Origin of the sequence: Mesorhizobium sp. LjNodule214 (genome assembly GCF_964252735.1) — a bacterium.
Lineage (GTDB): Bacteria > Pseudomonadota > Alphaproteobacteria > Rhizobiales > Rhizobiaceae > Mesorhizobium.
This window is the reverse complement of sequence record NZ_CAXUPE020000001.1, coordinates 2557932-2576143: the sequence shown is the minus strand read 5'-3', so window position 1 is coordinate 2576143 and position 18212 is coordinate 2557932. Positions and strand designations below refer to the sequence as shown.

16 protein-coding genes are annotated in these 18212 nt (G+C 64.3%); 11 read left to right on the top strand and 5 right to left on the bottom strand.

Annotated elements, in window-relative coordinates; genetic code table 11:
• From ACSQ3Z_RS11965 to ACSQ3Z_RS11955, 3 genes are all read right to left on the bottom strand, one after another.
• Window positions 1-834: an ABC transporter permease gene (locus tag ACSQ3Z_RS11965; protein WP_436171471.1), complete on the bottom strand. Its 834-nt coding sequence runs from the start codon at window positions 832-834 to the stop codon at window positions 1-3.
• A complete protein-coding gene (locus tag ACSQ3Z_RS11960) occupies window positions 831-1718 on the bottom strand; it encodes an ABC transporter permease (protein ID WP_436171470.1) in 888 nt (295 codons plus the stop codon). The genes ACSQ3Z_RS11965 and ACSQ3Z_RS11960 overlap by 4 nt, the downstream gene beginning before the upstream one ends.
• 86 nt (window positions 1719-1804) lie before the next feature.
• Window positions 1805-3088, bottom strand: a complete 1284-nt coding sequence (locus ACSQ3Z_RS11955; protein WP_436171469.1) for an NAD(P)/FAD-dependent oxidoreductase — start codon at window positions 3086-3088, stop codon at window positions 1805-1807.
• 243 nt (window positions 3089-3331) lie between these two features.
• Here ACSQ3Z_RS11955 and ACSQ3Z_RS11950 point away from each other — a divergent pair, with 243 nt between their 5' ends.
• The 5 genes from ACSQ3Z_RS11950 (at window position 3332) to ACSQ3Z_RS11930 (ending at window position 8717) form a co-directional block, all read left to right on the top strand.
• Window positions 3332-4489, top strand: coding sequence for a fumarylacetoacetate hydrolase family protein (locus ACSQ3Z_RS11950; protein ID WP_436171468.1), 1158 nt, complete (start codon window positions 3332-3334; stop codon window positions 4487-4489).
• Between the two features lie 315 nt (window positions 4490-4804).
• Entirely contained in the window at window positions 4805-5737 is a 933-nt protein-coding gene (locus tag ACSQ3Z_RS11945; protein WP_436171467.1) for a substrate-binding domain-containing protein, read from the top strand.
• 117 nt (window positions 5738-5854) lie between these two features.
• Window positions 5855-6841: an ABC transporter permease gene (locus tag ACSQ3Z_RS11940; protein WP_436171466.1), complete on the top strand. Its 987-nt coding sequence runs from the start codon at window positions 5855-5857 to the stop codon at window positions 6839-6841.
• Window positions 6842-6844: 3 nt separating this feature from the next.
• Entirely contained in the window at window positions 6845-7639 is a 795-nt protein-coding gene (locus tag ACSQ3Z_RS11935; RefSeq protein ID WP_436171465.1) for an ATP-binding cassette domain-containing protein, read from the top strand.
• Between the two features lie 55 nt (window positions 7640-7694).
• Entirely contained in the window at window positions 7695-8717 is a 1023-nt protein-coding gene (locus ACSQ3Z_RS11930) for a LacI family DNA-binding transcriptional regulator (protein WP_436171464.1), read from the top strand.
• A 312-nt stretch (window positions 8718-9029) separates the two neighbouring features.
• Here the strand turns inward: ACSQ3Z_RS11930 and ACSQ3Z_RS11925 are convergent, their stop codons facing one another.
• Window positions 9030-9611 (bottom strand): TetR/AcrR family transcriptional regulator, encoded by a 582-nt coding sequence (locus tag ACSQ3Z_RS11925; RefSeq protein ID WP_436171463.1) that lies wholly within the window; start codon window positions 9609-9611, stop codon window positions 9030-9032.
• Between the two features lie 246 nt (window positions 9612-9857).
• On the opposite strand from ACSQ3Z_RS11925, the gene ACSQ3Z_RS11920 reads away from it, so the two are divergent.
• Genes ACSQ3Z_RS11920 through ACSQ3Z_RS11910 form a run of 3 tightly spaced genes read left to right on the top strand, consistent with a single transcriptional unit; the run spans window position 9858 to window position 14442 of the window.
• Complete coding sequence (locus tag ACSQ3Z_RS11920) at window positions 9858-10109, top strand: hypothetical protein (protein WP_436171462.1); 252 nt, start codon at window positions 9858-9860, stop codon at window positions 10107-10109.
• Window positions 10103-13273: an efflux RND transporter permease subunit gene (locus ACSQ3Z_RS11915; protein WP_436171461.1), complete on the top strand. Its 3171-nt coding sequence runs from the start codon at window positions 10103-10105 to the stop codon at window positions 13271-13273. The genes ACSQ3Z_RS11920 and ACSQ3Z_RS11915 overlap by 7 nt, the downstream gene beginning before the upstream one ends.
• A gap of 17 nt (window positions 13274-13290) precedes the next feature.
• Window positions 13291-14442 (top strand): efflux RND transporter periplasmic adaptor subunit, encoded by a 1152-nt coding sequence (locus ACSQ3Z_RS11910; RefSeq protein ID WP_436171460.1) that lies wholly within the window; start codon window positions 13291-13293, stop codon window positions 14440-14442.
• A gap of 38 nt (window positions 14443-14480) precedes the next feature.
• On the opposite strand, the gene ACSQ3Z_RS11905 is transcribed toward ACSQ3Z_RS11910, so the two are convergent.
• Entirely contained in the window at window positions 14481-15389 is a 909-nt protein-coding gene (locus ACSQ3Z_RS11905; RefSeq protein WP_436171459.1) for a LysR substrate-binding domain-containing protein, read from the bottom strand.
• Window positions 15390-15493: 104 nt separating this feature from the next.
• Here ACSQ3Z_RS11905 and ACSQ3Z_RS11900 point away from each other — a divergent pair, with 104 nt between their 5' ends.
• From ACSQ3Z_RS11900 to ACSQ3Z_RS11890, 3 genes are all read left to right on the top strand, one after another.
• Window positions 15494-16282 carry a HalD/BesD family halogenase gene (locus ACSQ3Z_RS11900; RefSeq protein WP_436171458.1) on the top strand — a complete coding sequence of 263 codons (789 nt, stop codon included), beginning with the start codon at window positions 15494-15496 and terminating at the stop codon, window positions 16280-16282.
• 99 nt (window positions 16283-16381) lie between these two features.
• Entirely contained in the window at window positions 16382-17074 is a 693-nt protein-coding gene (locus ACSQ3Z_RS11895) for a GntR family transcriptional regulator (protein WP_436171457.1), read from the top strand.
• A 34-nt stretch (window positions 17075-17108) separates the two neighbouring features.
• Window positions 17109-18212: a mandelate racemase/muconate lactonizing enzyme family protein gene (locus ACSQ3Z_RS11890; RefSeq protein ID WP_436171456.1), complete on the top strand. Its 1104-nt coding sequence runs from the start codon at window positions 17109-17111 to the stop codon at window positions 18210-18212.

The following is an 18212-nucleotide window of genomic DNA, read 5'->3' as shown; positions in this document are numbered from 1 at the left end:
TCAGGCTGGATTGGCGGCGGCTGTCCGGCGGGCCGTACCGAGCCCGCGGTGGCGCAAAATTTCGGCGAGGGCAGCGATGACGAAGGACACGACCAGGATCGCCGTGCCCAGCGCCATGACGGTCGGCAGCGACCGCGGAAAGCGCAGCTGGCTCCAGATGTAGAGCGGCAGCGTAGGCTCGGTGCCGGCGAGGAAGAAAACGACGATGAACTCGTCGAAGGACGTCAGGAAAGCCAGCATGAAGGCCGACAGCACCGCCGGCAGGCTGAGCGGCAGCATGACGCGCCGGAACGTCGTCCAGTCGGAGGCGCCGAGATCGAGTGCTGCCTCGCGGATGGTTTTGGGGATGGCGGCGAAGCGGCTGCGCATCACGACCACGGTCGTCGGCAGCGCCACCAGTATGTGGCCGAGCACGATGGCGATGCGCGACGGGCCGAAGCCGACGAGGTTGACCAGGATCAGCAGCGATATGCCGACGATGACGCCGGGAATGAGAATCGGCAGCCGGGCGATGGCGCTGATGGTGGCGGCCAGCGGCGAGCGACCGTAGAGGTCCATGTAGGACACGGTGATGCCGCAGAGCGTGGCGCCGGAAGCGGCTATCGCCGCGATGACGAGGCTGTTGGCGAGCGCGCCCGACAGTGCCGGATTGCCGTAGAGCGTCGCGTACCACTGCAGCGTGAAGCCTTGCAGCGGAAACGCCGCCTGGACCGAATCGTTGAAGGAAAACAGCGGGATCAGCAGGATCGGCAGATAGAGGAAGACCAGATAGGCAAGCACATAGGCGCCGAGCCAGCGGCCGCCTGCATTGGCCTCGGTGCGCGTCGTGCTCATGTGCGGCTGCCAAATCTGCGGTCGGCGCCGCGCGCGACCAGGACCACGCAGAGGATGACCAGCATGACGCAGACCGAAAGGGCGGCGCCGAACGGCCAGTCATTGGCCTTGCCGAACTCGGACTGGATCAGCGAGCCGATCATGGTGCTGGTCGGGCCGCCGACCATGGCCGGCGTGACATAGTCGCCGACCGTCGGCACGAAGACGACGAGGGCTGCCGCCAGCACGCCCGGCATCGAGTTCGGCAGCACGACGCGGCGGAAAGAGGTGAAGGGTCTGGCGCCAAGATCCGATGCGGCTTCGAGCAGCGATTTCGGAATGGTGTCCAGTGCCACATAGATGGGCAGGATGGCAAAGGGCGCGTAGGCGTGCGCAAGCGTGACGACGACCGCGGCCGGCGTGTTGAGGAAGGCCAGCGTCGGCTCCGACCAGATGCCGCTTTCGATCAGCGCCGAGTTCAGCACGCCATTATAGGCGAGCACGATCTTCCAGGCGAAGACGCGCAGCAGATAGCTGGTCCAGAACGGCAGCGTCACCAGGAACAGCAGCAGGCCGCGCCGCCGCCCGGCATGGAAGGCGAGATAATAGGCGACCGGATAGGCGGTCACCACCGTGGCAAGCGTCACCAGGCCGGCGATTGCCAGCGAGCGCAGCGTCACCGTCCAGTAGAGCGGATCGGACGCTACGGTGGCGAAGTTCGCGATGGTCAGGCCGGCTCCGAGCAACGAGCCGTCATTGCCGCGGAAGGCGAGGAAGAGGACGAGGCCGAGGGCAAACAGGATCAGTAAGAAGGTGACCAGCCCGCCCGGCAGCAACATCGCGAAGCGGAAAGCCGGCGAAGACCGGGATTCCGGCAGCGACTGCCCTGCTGCGATGGTCGACATCGAACTGCCCAACAGAATTATGAAATCGGCTTAACTTTTTTCATATTCATGAAACTGTCAAGCTGATTCAGTGTTGGCCGTCAGAATCAGCGTTCGAAGGCGTCCAGCATCCGGTACCATGCGATCGTCGCGGCGACGCCAATCTGGCGGAAAGCGTGGAACGGAATCGGCCGAATCGGTGACAGCGGGAATGGCAACTGGTTGATATCGCCGTTCGCAAGATAGCTCGCCATGCGCCCGCCAAGCGCGGTCATCAGGCCGACGCCGCGGCCCTGGCAGCCGACCACGGCGAGCAGGCCCGGCTCCGGCTCGTGGACATGCGGCAGATGGTCCGGCGTCATCGCCACGCGGCCGAACCAGCGCTTCTCGATGGCGATGCCCGACAGCGCCGGATAGAGCCGCCGCAACGCCCGCTCGAGATGCGCCCAGTCACCCTCACTCGTCGGCAGCGCCATGCGGCCGCGACCGCCCAAGACCAGCCGGCCGTCGGCACTCTTGCGGTAGTAGACGAGGATGCGGCGCGAGTCCGACACCGCCTGCCCCTCCGGCAGGATGGTGGCTGCGAGGTTGGACGACAGCGGCGCCGTCGCGATCTGGAAGGAATGCAGCGGCACGATGGTCTGGGCCAGGCCGGGAAGCAGCCCGCCGGTATAGGCGTTGGTTGCCAGAACGACCGCCTTCGTCCGCAATTCGGTGCCGTTTGCGGTCGAGACGCGCCAAAGCCCGGCTTCCTTCGTGAGTTTCACCACCTTCTGGCGCTCGGCGATCCTGGCGCCGGCGGCCGTGGCGATGCGCGCCAGTTCCGACGTATAGGCAAGCGGATCGATGACGCCGGCACGGCGGTCGAGCCAACCTCCGAGATAGCATTGCGCACCGGTCATCGCCGCGATTTCGATCTGGCTCAGAAGCTGGACATCGGCGCCGCGCGCCCGCCACTGCCGGTCGCGGTTCGCTGCCGCCTTCAGCGCGGTCTCGGTGTGCGCGGCCTGAATCCAGCCATTGCGCGTGAACGGCACCGCCAGCTTCTCGTCGCGGATCAGGTTGAACACTGCATCAGCCGTCGCGGCCGCAAAATTGACCAGGGCCGCACCGCGCCCGGGGCCGAAATGCTCGACGAGCCATTCCGGATCATACTTGAGGCCGGGGATGACCTGGCCGCCATTCAGACCCGACGCGCCCTCCCCGATCGCGCCGGCCTCCAGCACCTGAACGGAAAGACCGAGGCGCGCCGCGTGCAAGGCCGTCGACAGACCCATGATGCCGCCGCCGACGATGACGACATCGACAGGGCTGCCGGCCGGGAAAAGTGACGGGAATGCGGTTACCGCTTTGGGCTTTTGCCAGATCGGATCGGAAAACGGTGCGGACAAGGATCACCCTGGGCGTTGATTGTGCGTGAAAATCCTATTGTCGATTTCACAAATTTGAAAGAGCGTTTCGATCTTGTTGCGACGCATGTGGGCAATTTGCCGGCCGACCCCGTCGAAAACCGCATCACGAACGGGATAGACCTTTGACCGGAATCCGACGAAAGTGCCGCGCCGATCGGCCCGGCCTTTTCGATCGTTCGGCCAGGGCAGATCGCCGTAACCAGACTGGGGAGAACCGCTGACATGACCAATCCAAGCCGCCTGCCCGCCGACGGCCTCTTCATCGGCCGTGCCAGGACGGGCGAAGCGTCCTATCCGCTGGTGGTCACGGTGCGCGACGGCACGGTCTTCGACATCACCTCGAGCACGGCGCCAACCGTTCGCGACGTCTGCGAAATGGCGGATCCGGCCGGCCATGTTCGCGCCGCCAAGGGCAAGCCGATCGGCTCGCTCGATACGATCGCCGCCAACAGTTTCGAGAGCACGCGGGACGCGCAAAAACCCTACCTGCTCTCCCCGGTCGACCTGCAGGCGGTCAAGGCGTCGGGCGTCACCTTCGTCGTCAGCCTGCTCGAACGCGTCATCGAGGAGCAGGCGCGCGGCTCGGCGGAGAAAGCCGATGCCATCCGCGCCGACATTGCCGGGCTGATCGGCCACGACCTGTCGAAGCTGAAGCCCGGCTCGCCCGAAGCGATGGAGATCAAGGCCAAGCTGATTTCGCGCGGCGCCTGGTCGCAATATCTGGAAGTGGGCATCGGCCCGGATGCCGAGATCTTCACCAAGTGCCAGCCGATGGCTTCGGTCGGTTTCGGCGCCGATGTCGGCTTGCATCCGGTGTCGACCTGGAACAATCCGGAGCCGGAGATCGCCATGATCGCCGCCAGCAGCGGCAAGATCGTCGGCGCCACGATCGGCAACGACGTCAATCTGCGCGACGTCGAGGGACGCTCGGCGCTGTTGCTCGGCAAGGCCAAGGACAACAACGCCTCGGCCTCGCTCGGCCCGTTCATCCGGCTGTTCGACGACACCTTCTCCATCGATGACGTGAAGCAGGCCATCGTGCGCCTGAAGGTCGAGGGCGAGGACGGGTTTTCTCTGGAGGGCGCCAGCTCGATGGCCGAGATCAGCCGCTCGCCGGAGGAACTGGTCAAGGCCGCGATGGGGCCGCACCACCAGTACCCGGATGGGCTGGCGCTCTATCTCGGCACCATGTTCGTGCCGTCGAAGGATCGCGGCGAGAAGGGCAAGGGTTTTACCCACAAGGTTGGCGACATCGTCACCATCTCGTCGGAGAAATTCGGCGCGCTGGTCAACCGTGTCCGGCTGTCGCCCGACTGTCCGCACTGGACCTATGGCGCCAGCCATTTGATGCGCGACCTCGCCAAGGCCGGTTTGATCTAGCCGGCCCGCCTCGCCTGCGACCGGGAGCATCTCGCCCCTTTCATTGTTGAATGCCCGGACGCTTCGGTGGGCGAGGATGACAGTCCGTGCCGATGAAGCTCCGGTTGCCCGGGAAATATCGCCCCAGCTGATGCAATCTGATGGGATTGCTGATGGCGCTGTGCCGTGCGCCAACGTCCATTGGCGGGTGGAGGCTTGCCAGTGGCCGAAAAAGGGAATGCGCTGAGAGCACCCGGTCGGCGCTGGCAGGAGATGCGATCTTTGGGCCGCATCGCACCTGACGGGGAGGTCGTTTTCAACATGGGAGGAAATCAAATGCTGACGAGGCTAAGACTGCTCGTGCTTGGCTTGATCATGGCGCTTGCCATTCCGGCGGCGGCACAGGCCAAGACGTTCTACTGGATTTCGCATGGCGGCCCGGCCGACCCGGTCTGGACCTACTTCCTCGCCGGCGCCAAGCAATGGGCGACCGACACCGGCAACACCGTCAACACCTCGTTCCACAATGGCGACGTGGCATCCCAGCAAGAAGCGGTGCGCGCCGCCATTTCGGCCAAGGCCGATGGCGTCGTCACCACCAGCCCCGATCCGGGCAGCCTTGTCGAGATCGTCAAGGAAGCGCGCGCCGCCAACATCCCGATCATCAACTTCAACACGCCCGACCCGAAGGCCAACTTCAATGCCTATGTCGGTGGCGACAATGTCACCTTCGGCAAGCACTGGGCGCAGTATCTGGTCGACAAGGGCCTGGTGAAGAAGGGCGATTTCGTCTGGATGCCCGTCGAAGTCCCCGGCGCCACCTATGGCGTGCAGGAAGAGGAAGGCATCAAGAGCGTGTTCGAGCCGCTCGGCATCACCTATGAAATCACCGAAGCGACGCTCGACCAGGCCGAAGTGATCAACCGCATGGTCGATTATCTCACCGCCAACAAGGCCAAGGTCAAGGCGATCATCGGCCTCGGCGACCTGGTCACCGGCTCGATCAAGCGGGTGTTCGACCAGGTCGGCGTCAAGCCGGGCGAAATCCCGGTCGTCGGCTGGGGCAACTCGCTCGACACCACCCAGGAAGTGCTGAACGGCTATGTCAATGCCGCGCAGTGGCAGGACCCGCAGGCGACAAGCTATGTGGCGCTTTCGCTCGCCAACATGGCCGCCGCCGGCATTCCTCCGGGCTTCAACGTCATCACCGGCGCGCTCTACGAGAAGGACACCGCCGAAGTGTACGACAAGATCCTGTCCGGCAAATAACCCCATGACCGAACAGCCGCGACCGCATCGGCGGTCGCGGCTGTCCCGTCCCTTTCGCCGAGCTTCACCCGATGCGGTGCAGGTCTCAGCCCATTCCATTCATGTCGCGGGTCGCTCGTGGAAAATCGTTCCCTCATCCAAAGCCTGATCGGCAGGCCGGAATTCGGGCCATTCGTCCTGCTCGTCATCGAACTCGTCGTCTTCTGGGGCATCAATCCCGACTTCCTGTCGCCGCAGAACATTTCCAACATACTGGCCTTCACCGTCGAGCTCGGCCTGATCGCGCTGGCGATGACGCTTTTGATGACATCGGGCGAATTCGACCTCTCGGTCGGATCGCTGTTCGGCTTCTCGCCGGTGCTGATGTGGACGCTGTTCAACAGCGGCGTCACCTCGCTGGAGATGGGGCTCGTCCTCGCACTTGTGGTTGCCGCCTTCATCGGCCTGGTCAATGGCTGGTTCGTGACGCAGCTCAAGATCCCGTCCTTCCTGGTGACGCTCGGCATGCTGCTGGTGGTGCGCGGCACGGCTTTGTTCGTCACCGACGGATTCCCGCAACGCACCTGGAGCGCCGAAGGCAGCTGGCTGGCGGAAGCGCTGGTCGGCGATTTCTTCATCGGTCCGTTTCGTGTCTACATGTCGCTGTTCTGGTTCATCGCCGCGGCGATCGCGCTGGGCTACGTGCTGACGCAGAGCCGCATCGGCAACTGGATCCAGGCGTCCGGCGGTAACCCCAACGCGGCGCGCGCCCGCGGCGTCAACGTCAATGGCGTCAAGATCGGCCTGTTCGTGCTGTCGTCGCTGATGGCTTCGCTCGCCGGCGTCATCTCCTCGCTGCGCACCTCGGCGGCCAACCCCAACAGCGGCACCGGCTACGAGCTCGAGGTCATCGCCATGGTGGTGATCGGCGGCACGGCGCTGACCGGCGGACGCGGCACCATTATCGGCACCGTGCTCGGCATCCTGATCCTGCGCGTGATGCGCAACGGCATCGTGCTGATCGGCGTGCCGGGGCTCGCTTACAACATCTTCATCGGCGCCATCATCCTCGGCATGATGGCGCTCCACTCGTGGCTGGAACGCCGGCATCAGGCAGGGACGTGAACCATGGCTGAACCGCTCATCCGCATGACGAACATCCGCAAGTCCTACGGGCGCGTGCAGGCGCTGGTGGACGCCAATTTCCACGTCAACGAACAGGAGATCGTCGGGCTGCTCGGCGACAACGGCGCCGGCAAGTCGACGCTGATCAAGGTGCTGTCGGGCGCGGTGCCGCTGACCAGCGGCGACATCTTCATCCGCGGCAAGAAGGTCAATTTGCGCAGCACCAGCGACGCCATCGCCCACGGTATCGAGACGATCTACCAGGATTCAGCACTGGTCACGCAGCTTTCGATCGCCCGCAACCTGTTCCTCGGGCGCGAGCCGATCAAGCCGCCGCGCTTCCTCAACCGCATGGACCAGGTAGCCATGAACGTGGTTGCCCGAGACCTGCTCAAACAGGTCGGTATTTCGAAGAACATCCCGCCGACGACGCCGATCGGCTCGCTGTCCGGCGGCGAGCGGCAAGCGGTGGCGATCGCGCGCGCCATGCATTTCGACAGCGACCTCATCATCCTCGACGAACCGACCAACAATCTCGGCGTCGCCGAAACGCAAGGCGTGTTGAGCTTCGTGCGCAGCGCCCGCGATTCCGGCCACTCCTGCATCTTCATCGCCCACAACATCCATCACGTCTTCCAGGTGGTCGACCGCATCGTCGTCATGCGCATGGGCAAGGTGGTGGCCGACGACATCGACCCGAAGAAGACCAATGTCGCCGAGGTCGAGCGGATCATCACCGGCATGTCCGACAAGGAAATCCGCGCGGCTCTCGCCGAGGACACGCAACGGCCAAGCTGAGCACCACCCATTCGCTGTCTGGCACAGGATCGCACCAGCTCCTATGACTGTGACAATGAAAGCCACCGTTGCCGATATCGCCAGGAACTGCGGGCTGTCGACCGCGACGGTCGACCGGGTGCTGAACAACCGGGCGGGTGCAAGTGCCGCCAACCGGCAGCGTGTGATGGAAGCTGCCAGGCAGCTCGGCTATCTGCCCGTGGTCGACCAGGTGGCGCTGCCGTCGAAGCCGGCGCATCTGGAGTTCTTCCTGCCGATCGGCTCGAACGCCTTCATGATCGATCTCGCCAAACATATCGAGGACTATGCGGCGCGCCTGCCGCTGGTCGCTTCCTGCCGCATCCACAGCCTCGCCGGTATCGCGCCCGGCGCGCTGCAGAGCGCCGTCGAGAACCTGTCGCTCAAGGCAAACGGCGTCGGCGTCATCGCCGTCGATCATCCGAGAACGCGCAACATCTTGCGCGAAGTGGTCGAGGCCGGCATCCGTCTGGTCACGCTGGTATCGGACGTTCCGGCGGCGCCACGCTCGGCCTATGTCGGGATCGACAACCGGGTGGCCGGGCGCACGGCGGCGCTTCTGATGGGACGGTTCCTCGGCGGCCGCACCGGACATCTCGCGATGGTCGTCGGCTCGCGCTCCTATCGCGGCCATGAGGAGCGCGAGATGGGTTTTCGCTCGGTGCTCGGCGAGGAATTCCCCAACCTCACTGTTTCAAGCGCGGTCGAGATCAATGACGAGCCGGAGGTGAGCTACACCGCGACGATGAAGGCGCTGCACAACGAACCGGAATTGCTCGGCATCTATTGCGTCGGTGCCGGTCGCTCGGGCGTGGCCAAGGCGCTGCTGGAGGCAAGGCCGAAGAAGAAGCCGGTGTTCATCTGCCACGACCTGACCAGGGAAACGCGCGGCTATCTGGTCGACGACATCGCCGACGTCGTCATCGACCAGAATGCGCGGCTGATCGCCGAACAGTCGGTCATCCGCCTGCTCGGCTCGATCGCGTCTTCGGCGCCTTACCTGACGAAAAAATTTATCGAGCCGCGCCTGATCTTCAAGGAAAACATGCCGGTTCAATAGGTTAGCGCGTCGCGGCAAGGTCGCTTTGTCCGGATTTGTAGGACGATTGGTGCGTGATGCGACAATTCTGCACACCTGCTATGCAACTTTTATGGTTGCCGAATCATTAAGCAATCGGTAGATATCTGGGTGTCGGCCATCTACTCCTCCCAGATGCGATGCCGACGCTGAATGCGGCGCACCTCCTCCCGCGCCTCATTCGAAATCGAGCCCGCTGCCACCTCCTCCCGGCAGCGGGCTTTTTTATTCTGGCCTGAAATTTTGAGACACCTCCCCGCGCCGGGAAGGCAGAATCGGCGGCGCCGGCTGCCGTTACCGCGCCCGGAACGACGCGATCAGGCCTTCCGCCATCCGCACGAACTGGGCGCTCGGGCCTTCGGCGCCGACGCTCTGCATCGAGACGCGCGCGCCTTCGAGGAGCAGCGACAGCGTGTCGGCGAGAAGCTCGGCCTGACCGACGCCGGCGTCACGACAAAGCGACACTAGGCGATCGCGCTGGGCCTCTTTCAGTTCCTTGATGACGCGCCGCGCCGGATGGTCGGTCTCGCTGAGCTCGATGGCGGCATTGGCCATGTCGCATCCGCGGCTGTCGGCATTGAGCATATCGGCGGCCTTGCGAACCCAGGCATGCAGTTGCGCGAGCTTGTCGCCGGGATACTCGGCCTCGAACGCGTCCCATATTGCACCGGCCTTGCATGCTGTGGCGCGAAGGCACTCGATGATCAGGTCGTCCTTGGACTCGAAATGACGGTAGAGCGTCATCTTGTTGGTGCCGGCGGCCTCGGTGATGGCATCGACGCCGACGCCCTTGATGCCATGTTTGTGAAACATGTCCTGCGCCGTCTCCAGGATCCGATCCCGGGGCCGAACGCGTTCCGTAGTGCCGTCTGCCATCGAAGTCTCCTTGTCTCCCTAAAAATTCGGCGCACCTCTTGACTAGGGTGTTACCGGTCTGTAACGTGACGAATGTTACTTACTGGTAACACCCATCTTGCCTCCCGTCAACGACAGGTATCGCCGTTGAGCCCTACCGGGACGAAATAGGGCAAGAACACTGCCTGTCACGCGGCTTCGGCCGGTGAGAACGAGAAAAACGGTTCGCGATCATCCGATGCGAATCGCCAGCCAGGAGCCGCTCCTATGTCGCAGCGCAAGGATTTGACGATCGATGAAGCCATCCGGGATCCGATGATCCGGCTGGTGATGAAGGCGGACCGCGTCGATCCGCGCGCCTTCGAGGCGACGCTGCGTTCGCTGGCGGCCGCGCAGGCGCCAGCTCGCAAGGCGCCGCCGCGTTTTCTGGAAGACTCGGCGCGCAGCCGGCAGCTGTCCAGAATCGCCAACGCGCTTGGCGAAGCCAAAGCATTCAACGAGGCCTGCGTGTCATGGTGAACTATTTCATCCACCGCCCGATCTTCGCGTCGGCGATCGCCATCATCATGGTGCTCGCCGGGGCGATTTGTTATTTCCTCCTACCGGTCTCGCAGTTCCCCGACATCACGCCGCCGCAGGTCGTGGTCAGCGCCCAGTATCCAGGCGCCAGCGCGCAGGTGGTGGCCGACACCGTCACGACGCCGCTCGAGCAGCAGATCAACGGCGTCCAGGGCATGACCTACATGTCGTCGTCGAGCTCCAATGATGGCTCCTCGACCATCACCATCACCTTCGATGTCGGCTATCCGCTGAGCACGGCGGCCGTCGACGTCCAGAACCGGGTGTCGCAGGCGGCGTCCTCGCTGCCGGCGATCGTCAACCAGGGCGGCGTGACGATCAAGAAGCAGAACCCGAATTTCGTGCTGATCGTCGACCTCACCTCGCCCGACGGCTCCGTCGATCCGGTGGCGCTGAGCAACCTCGCCTATCTGCAGGTGGTCGACCCGCTGAAGCGTCTGCCCGGCGTCGGCGACGTGCAGATCTTCGGCGAGCGGCGCTATTCGATGCGTGTCTGGCTCGATCCCGACAAGCTCGCCAATCTCGGTATCACCGCCGTCGACGTGCAGAACGCGATTTCCGAACAGAACGTCCAGGTGGCGGCCGGCAAGATCGGCCAGTCGCCGGCGCCTGCCGGCACCGCCTTCGAAATGCAGGTCAACGCGGTCGGGCGGCTGAGCGACCCGAAGGAATTCGGCGACATCGTCGTGCGCGCCAATTCCGCCACCGGCTCGCTGGTGCGGCTGAAGGACGTCGCCCGCATCGAGCTCGGCGCGCTGCAATATTCCTCGTCGGCCTTCTTCGGCAAGGACCCGACCGTGGTGCTCGCCGTCTACCAGATGCCGGGCTCCAATGCGCTCGACCTGCAGCAGCGGGTCAAGGACAAGATGCAGGAACTGTCGGCGCGCTTCCCGAAGGGCGTCAGCTACGCCATGCATTACGATACGACACGCTTCGTCTCGGCCTCGATGCATGACGTGCTGATCACGCTTGGCGAGGCACTGGTGCTGGTCGTCGCGGTGGTGTTCATCTTCCTGCAGAGCTGGCGCACGACGATCATCCCGACCATCGCCATTCCGGTGTCGCTGGTGGCGACTTTGGCCGTCATGTACATGCTCGGCTTCTCGCTCAACATGCTCTCCCTGCTCGGCATGGTGCTGGCGATTGGCCTCGTCGTCGATGACGCCATCGTCGTGGTCGAGAATGTCGAGCGACAATTAGAGGCCGGCCTCAAGCCGCTTGCCGCGACGCGCGCGGCGATGGCCGAAGTGACGGGTCCGATCATCGCCACCACCGCCGTGCTGATGGCGGTGTTCGTGCCGGTCGCCTTCATCCCCGGCGTCTCCGGGCGGCTCTACAACCAGTTCGCGCTGACCGTGGCGATTTCCGTCGGCATCTCCGCCTTCAATTCGCTGACGCTCAGTCCGGCGCTATCAGCCGCCTTCCTGCGCCATCGCGGCGAAACGCAGTTCTTCCTGTTCCGCTGGTTCAATGCCGGCTTCGAGAAGCTGTCGCATGCCTATGCCAATGGCGTGCGCATCCTGATCCGGCTGCGCTGGATCATGCTCGGCGTGTTCGCGGCAGGCCTGGTGGCGACCTACTTCGTCTGGCAGAAGCTGCCCTCGACCTTCCTGCCGGTCGAGGACCAGGGCTATTTCTTCGTCGTCATCCAGCTGCCCGACGGCGCCTCGCTGGAGCGCACCGACGCTGTGGCGCAGAAGGCGCGCGACATCCTGCAATCGACGCCTGGCGTCGACATCGTCGGCTCGATCAGCGGCCTCAATTTCCTGACCAGTGCGGCGCAGTCGAACTCGGCGGTGGAGTTCGCCATCCTGAAGCCATGGGATGAGCGCGGCCCCGACCAGAGCGCCTCCAAGCTCGTCGCCGAAGTGCGCAACAAGCTGCTGCAGATCCCGGAGGCCTTTGCGCTGAGCTTCGATCCGCCCTCGATCCCGGGCCTCGGCACCACAGGCGGCTTCGAGTTCCAGGTCGAGGATCTGACCGGCCGCGGCAGTGCGGCGCTCAACGACGCCACGCAAGCCGTGATCGCCGAGGCGCGCAAGCAGCCCGAGCTCAACCCGCAGCAATTGTTCTCGTCGTTCTCGACTTCGACGCCGCAGTTCAACTACGACCTCGACCGCGCCAAGGCGAAGCTTTTGGGCCTCAGCCTGCCGGACGTGTTCAACACGCTGCAGATCTATCTCGGCTCGCTCTACGTGAACGACTTCAACCTGTTCGGCCGCACCTTCCGGGTGACGATCCAGGCCGACAAGGACGCGCGCGCCGGGGCGGCCGACATTTCCAGGCTCTATGTGCGCAACGCGTCCGGCGGCATGGTGCCGCTGAGCACGCTGGGCAAGCTGGTGCCGATCGTCGGCCCCGAAACCGTGCCGCACTACAACAACAACGCGTCGGCCCTGATCAATGGCGGTGCGGCGCCCGGCTTCTCGTCCGGACAGGCGGTGGCGGCGATGGAACGCGCCGCGGCCACGGCGCTGCCGAGGGATTTCGGCTATGAATGGACCGGCATCACCTTCCAGGAACTGAAGGCCGGGTCGATCGCGTCCGTCGTCTTCGGCCTGGCCATGGTGTTCGTGTTCCTGATCCTGGCGGCGCAGTACGAAAGCTGGGCGATGCCGTTCATGGTGCTGCTGGCGGTGCCGCTCGCCCTCTTCGGCGCTTTCGCGGTGCTGCTGCTGCGCGGCATGCAGATCGACGTCTACTCGCAGATCGGCTTCGTCATGCTGATCGGCCTGGCGGCGAAGAACGCCATCCTGATCGTCGAGTTCGCCCGGCGACGGCGCGAGGAAGGCCTCAGCATCGTCGATGCGGCGATGGAAGCGGCACGGCTCAGGCTGCGGCCGATCCTGATGACGGCCTTCGCCTTCATCCTCGGCGTGCTGCCGCTGATGTTCGCCACGGGTGCTGGTGCCGCCAGCCGGCAGTCGATCGGCACCACCGTCTTTGGCGGCATGGTGGCGGCGACGGTGCTGTCGCTGGTGTTCGTGCCGGTCTTCTATGCGGTGATCGAACAGCTGCGCGAGCGTCGCGAGCGCAGCGATGCCGAACATACTGAACCAACGACTGAACCGGCTCTCGCGCGATTGGCCGAAGCGGCCGAATAGGATTGGAGACATCAATCATGCGTAAATGGAAAGTAGCTTTGGGAACCGCCGTCGCGCTGGGCGCGATCTCGGTGGCGAGCGTGCATCTGCTCGACATGGGCAATCTCGGCGTCAATGCCGGCACCGCCGGGGCGGCTCCGGCTCCGGCCGCGTTCGTCATGCCGGTGCCGGTGGTCGGCGTGGTCCGCAAGACCATCCCGATCTATCTCGACTATGCCGCGCGCACCGAGCCGATCCGCAGCATCACGCTGCAGGCGCGCGTGCCGGGCTATCTGCAGGAGCAGGCTGCCGCCGACGGCAGCGACGTCAAGCAGGGCGACCTGCTCTACAGAATAGCTCCGGAGGATTTCCAGGCGGCTCTCGACCAGGCGAAGGCGCAGGTGCAGCGCGACACGGCAACGCTCGACTATGCGCGCTCCAATCTCGGCCGCGGCACCGAACTCGCCAAAAGCGGCTATCTTGCCAAGGACAGTTTCGACCAGCGCACCAGCACGTTGCGCGAAGCCGAAGCCTCGCTGGCGGTCAGCCAGGCCGCGGTGCGGACGGCGGAGCTCAATTTGAGCTATGCCGAGATCAAGGCGCCGTTCCCCGGCCGCATCGGCCGCGACCAGGCCTCGGTCGGCACGCTGGTCAGCGTCGCCGGCACGGTGCTCAACACGCTGGTGCAGCTCGATCCGATCTACGTCACCTTCAATCCGAGCGAGACGGATCTGGTGCAGATCGAGCAGGCCAAGGCGGCAGGCCCGATCGATGTCGATATCCTGCTTCCCGGCGAGACGGAATCGAGCCAGAAAGGTCAGCTCACCTTCATCGACAATACGGTCGACCACTCGACCGGCACCATCACGGCACGCGCGACGATCGGCAATGCGAAGTTCGCGCTGCTGCCCGGCCAGTATGTCCGGGTGCGGCTGCACATCAAGGAGCAGCCCGACGCGCTGATGGTGCCGCAGGTGGCGCTGGGCTCCAGCCAGCTCGGCAAATACCTCTATGTCCTCGGCAAGGGCAATACGGTCGACCAGCGCATGGTTTCGCTCGGGCCGGTCAATGGCGATCTGATCGCCATCTCGAGCGGCATTGCCGAAGGCGACCAGGTGATCACCGGCAACCTGCAGAAGATCGGACCCGGAATGCCGGTGTCGCCGCTGCCCCAGAAACCGGCCACCTGACAACCCCCGTCAGGCCCGGTCCAACGGCGCCCCCGGCCTCAAGCCGAGGGCGCCGTTTTGCTGAGCAGTTCGACCAGACCGGCGACGTCGGCACGCTCGGCCTTCGCCGGAAGCATGAAGGCGCAATAGGGATGGCCAAGCCGCACCGAGACCGGTGATAGCGCGATCAGGCGGCCGGCTTCCAGATCGGCGCGGGCCAACACCCGCTGTCCGAGCGCGATGCCGAGGCCGAGCCGGGCCGAGGCGATCGCCAGGCTGGACAGCCCGACGCGCCGTCCTTGCGAGGGATCCGGCGAACGGTTTTGTCCTGCAGCCGCGAACCAGTCTGCCCAGCTCGGATGCGTGGCATAGTTCGGCCCCCAGTTGGTGTGGATGAACATGCTGTCGTGCACGCCCTCGAGGCCGGACCCGCCATTGCCGTGGCGGCGCCAGACGTCCGGCGCGCAGACGGGCAGCACATCGTCGTGGACCAGGCGGACGAGCTTCAAGCCGGGATAGTGATAGTCGCCGTAGCTGATGCGCAGGTCGATACTCTGGCGCGCAATGTCGACAGGATCATCCTCGACCCGAACGTCGATCGCCATTTGTGGAAAGCTTTCCAGAAGCACGGCCAGTTTCGGCGCCAGCCACAGTTCGGCCAGAGAAAACGGCACGCTGACGACAAGACGCGTCTTCAAGCCGCCTTCCAGCATGCGCCGGCCGATCGCGGCGATGTCGCCAAGGGCGCGCGACGCCTGCGGGTAGATGGCATGGCCGGCATCGGTCAGCGCGATACGGTTGCCGCTGCGCACGAACAGCTGCTTGCCGAACCAGCTCTCGAGATTGCGTATCTGCTGGCTGACCGCGGCCGAGGAGACGCCGAGCTCGGTGGCGGCCAGCGTAAAACTGCCGGCCCGCGCGGCGACTTCGAACGCCTTGATGGCGTTCAGTGGCGGTAGCCTGTCCATGCTCATCCTCAATAAGCTTTTCTTTCGAAACCCTAATAATTTTCCGTGTTGAGAGAAAGTTTTTTTTGCCGTCTTCTGTTTCCGAAACCTCGGAGCCTATGACGATGAAAGACATTCTCGACCTCGACCGCTATCCGCTCGACCGCGAAGGCAGCCCCGAATGGAAGCTTCTTCTGGCTCAGTCCGTCGCCGCACTTGAGGCCGACGGCATGTTCAATCTTGAGGGTCTTCTGCGCCCCGGCGTCGCCGAAAAAGCGGTGCGGGAAATCCAGCCGGTGATGGACGCGCGCTCGCATGTTCACAAGCGGATGCACAACATCTACTTCAAGCCATCGATTCCCGAACTTGCCCCCGACCATCCGGCGCTGCGCAAGGTCGAGACCATCAGCCACACGGTCTGTGCCGACCAGATCCCCGGCAGCACCGTGCTTGCCATCTATGAGTACGAACCGTTGCTGCGCTTCCTGGCGGCGGCGATGGGCAAGCCTCGATTGCATGTCATGCAGGACCCCCTCGCCCGCACCAATGTCATGGCCTACCGCGCCGGCGAGGCGCTCAACTGGCATTTCGACCGCTCGGAGTTCACCACCACGCTTCTGCTGCAGGCCGCCGAGCGCGGCGGCGACCTCGAATACCGCACCGATCTCCGGTCGGACGACAATCCGAACTATGACGGCGTCGCAAAGCTGCTCGAAGGGCGCGACCCCGAAGCAAAGATCCTGCGCATGAAGGCGGGCACGCTGAACGTCTTTCGCGGCAAGAACACGGCGCACCGCGTTACCACCGTCGAGGGCGAGCGCGAACGGATGATCGCGGTGTTTTCCTACTACGAGAAGCCAGGCGTGATGTTCAGCGAGGAGGAGCGGATTGGTTTCTATGGCAGAGCAGCCTGACGCACCGCCGATCAAAAAAGCGGGCAGCTGAAAAACTCGCTATTGCTAGATTGTCGACAATCTGCTTGTCTTGCATCCGGTTCTCCCCGGAGTGAGCGCATGGCCAAGCTGGACTTCAGTCCGATCGCGGATACGACCCGCAGGGCCGAGATCGTGGCGCTGCTCAGGCGGGCGATCCTGACCGGTCAGCTGGAACCGGGACAAAAGCTCAACGAACTCCGGATTTCAGAGCAGATGCGGGTGAGCCGCGCGCCGCTGCGCGAGGCGATGCGCGAGCTGGTGCAGGAGGGCATCCTGACCAGCATCCCCTATGCCGGCACATTCGTGATCAATGTGACCGCCAAGGACATCGACGACGCCTATTCGTTCAACAAGGTGATGGACGAACTCGCCATCGAGCGCGCCTGGAAGCTGCGCGACCAGCGCTTCTTCGACGAGATCGACCGGCGCCACGAAGCAGTGAAGCAGGCGACCCGCGATCTCGACACAACCCGCCAGATCGAAACGGCGCTGCAGCTGCACGGCCTGATCTACGAATGGGCCGACAATTCGGTGCTGCTGGAAACCTGGCAGCGGCTTACAAGCCGGCTGCAGATGTATTTCGCCCTCCACCAGCGAGCCCGCAACGAACCGGTGCCATCAGAGGACGTCCACGAGACCTATGTGCAGCTCCTGAAGGGCAAGGACATGCGTGCCGCCCAGCGCCATGCCCGTGAACATATCGACCTCGATTTCGAAGAGCTTCTTTCCTACGCGCGCAGCCTCGAAAAGCGTGCGTCGAAGGGCGCCTGACCAATCCCGAACTTTGCTGACAACGGACAACAACGTGAAGATCAAGACCATAAAAGCCTATCATGTCGTGCAGCCCTTCGTGGATGGGCCCTACCGCATGTCGAAGGGGCGCGTCGCTGACGCGTTCGACGCGGTGATCGTCGCCATCACCTCCGACAGCGGGGTGACCGGCTGGGGCGAAATGGCTCCGCTCGGCAATTTCTATTCGCCCGCCTTCCCGGCCGGCACCCGTGCCGGCGTCGTCGAAATCGCGCCGCATCTGATCGGCCAGGACCCGCGCGGCCTAGCCGGCATCGGCCGGCTGATGGACACGGTGTTCAAGGGCCATCCCTACATCAAGTCGGCTCTGGACATGGCTTGCTGGGATCTCGCCGCGCGCGCCGCCGACGTGCCGCTGGTGACGCTGCTCGGCGGCCGCGAGAGCGAGACGGCGGAGCTTTACAAGGTGGTCACGCACGGCACGGTCGATCAAATGGCCGCACTTGCCAAGCGCATCGTCGGCCAGGGATTCCACCGGCTGCAGGTCAAGGTCGGTGGCAATGTCCGCGACGACATCGAGCGCGTGACTGCTGTCGCCGCCGCGGTGCCGAAAGGCACCGTCATCTTCTGCGACGCCAATGCCGGCTGGACGCCCTACCAGGCGCGCCAGTTCGCCGACGCGACGCGCGCCATCGACTACACGTTCGAGCAGCCCTGCACGACGATCGACGAGAACATGTCGGTGCGCCGTTCGCTGGACAAGCCGATGGTGCTCGACGAATCCGTCGCCTCGCTGGACGACATGCTCGACATCCACCGCAAGGGTGCCGCCGATGGGCTGACGCTGAAGATCTCGCGTCTCGGCGGCGTGACCAAGACCCGCCAGATCCGCGACCTCGCCGTCGATCTCGGCTTCATGATCACCGTCGAGGATACTGGCGGCGCCGAGATCGACACTGCCGCGATGGCGCATCTGTCGCTGTCGACGCCAGAGGAACGTCGGTTGCATGCCATCGCCTTCCACGAATGGGTCACGGTGCGCACGGCCTCCAACATGCCACCGGTGACCGGCAGCCGCATGGGCATTCCTGACGGACCGGGCCTCGGCATCGATGTCGTGCCTGACCTGCTCGGCAAGCCCTTCTTCGAGATCGGCTGA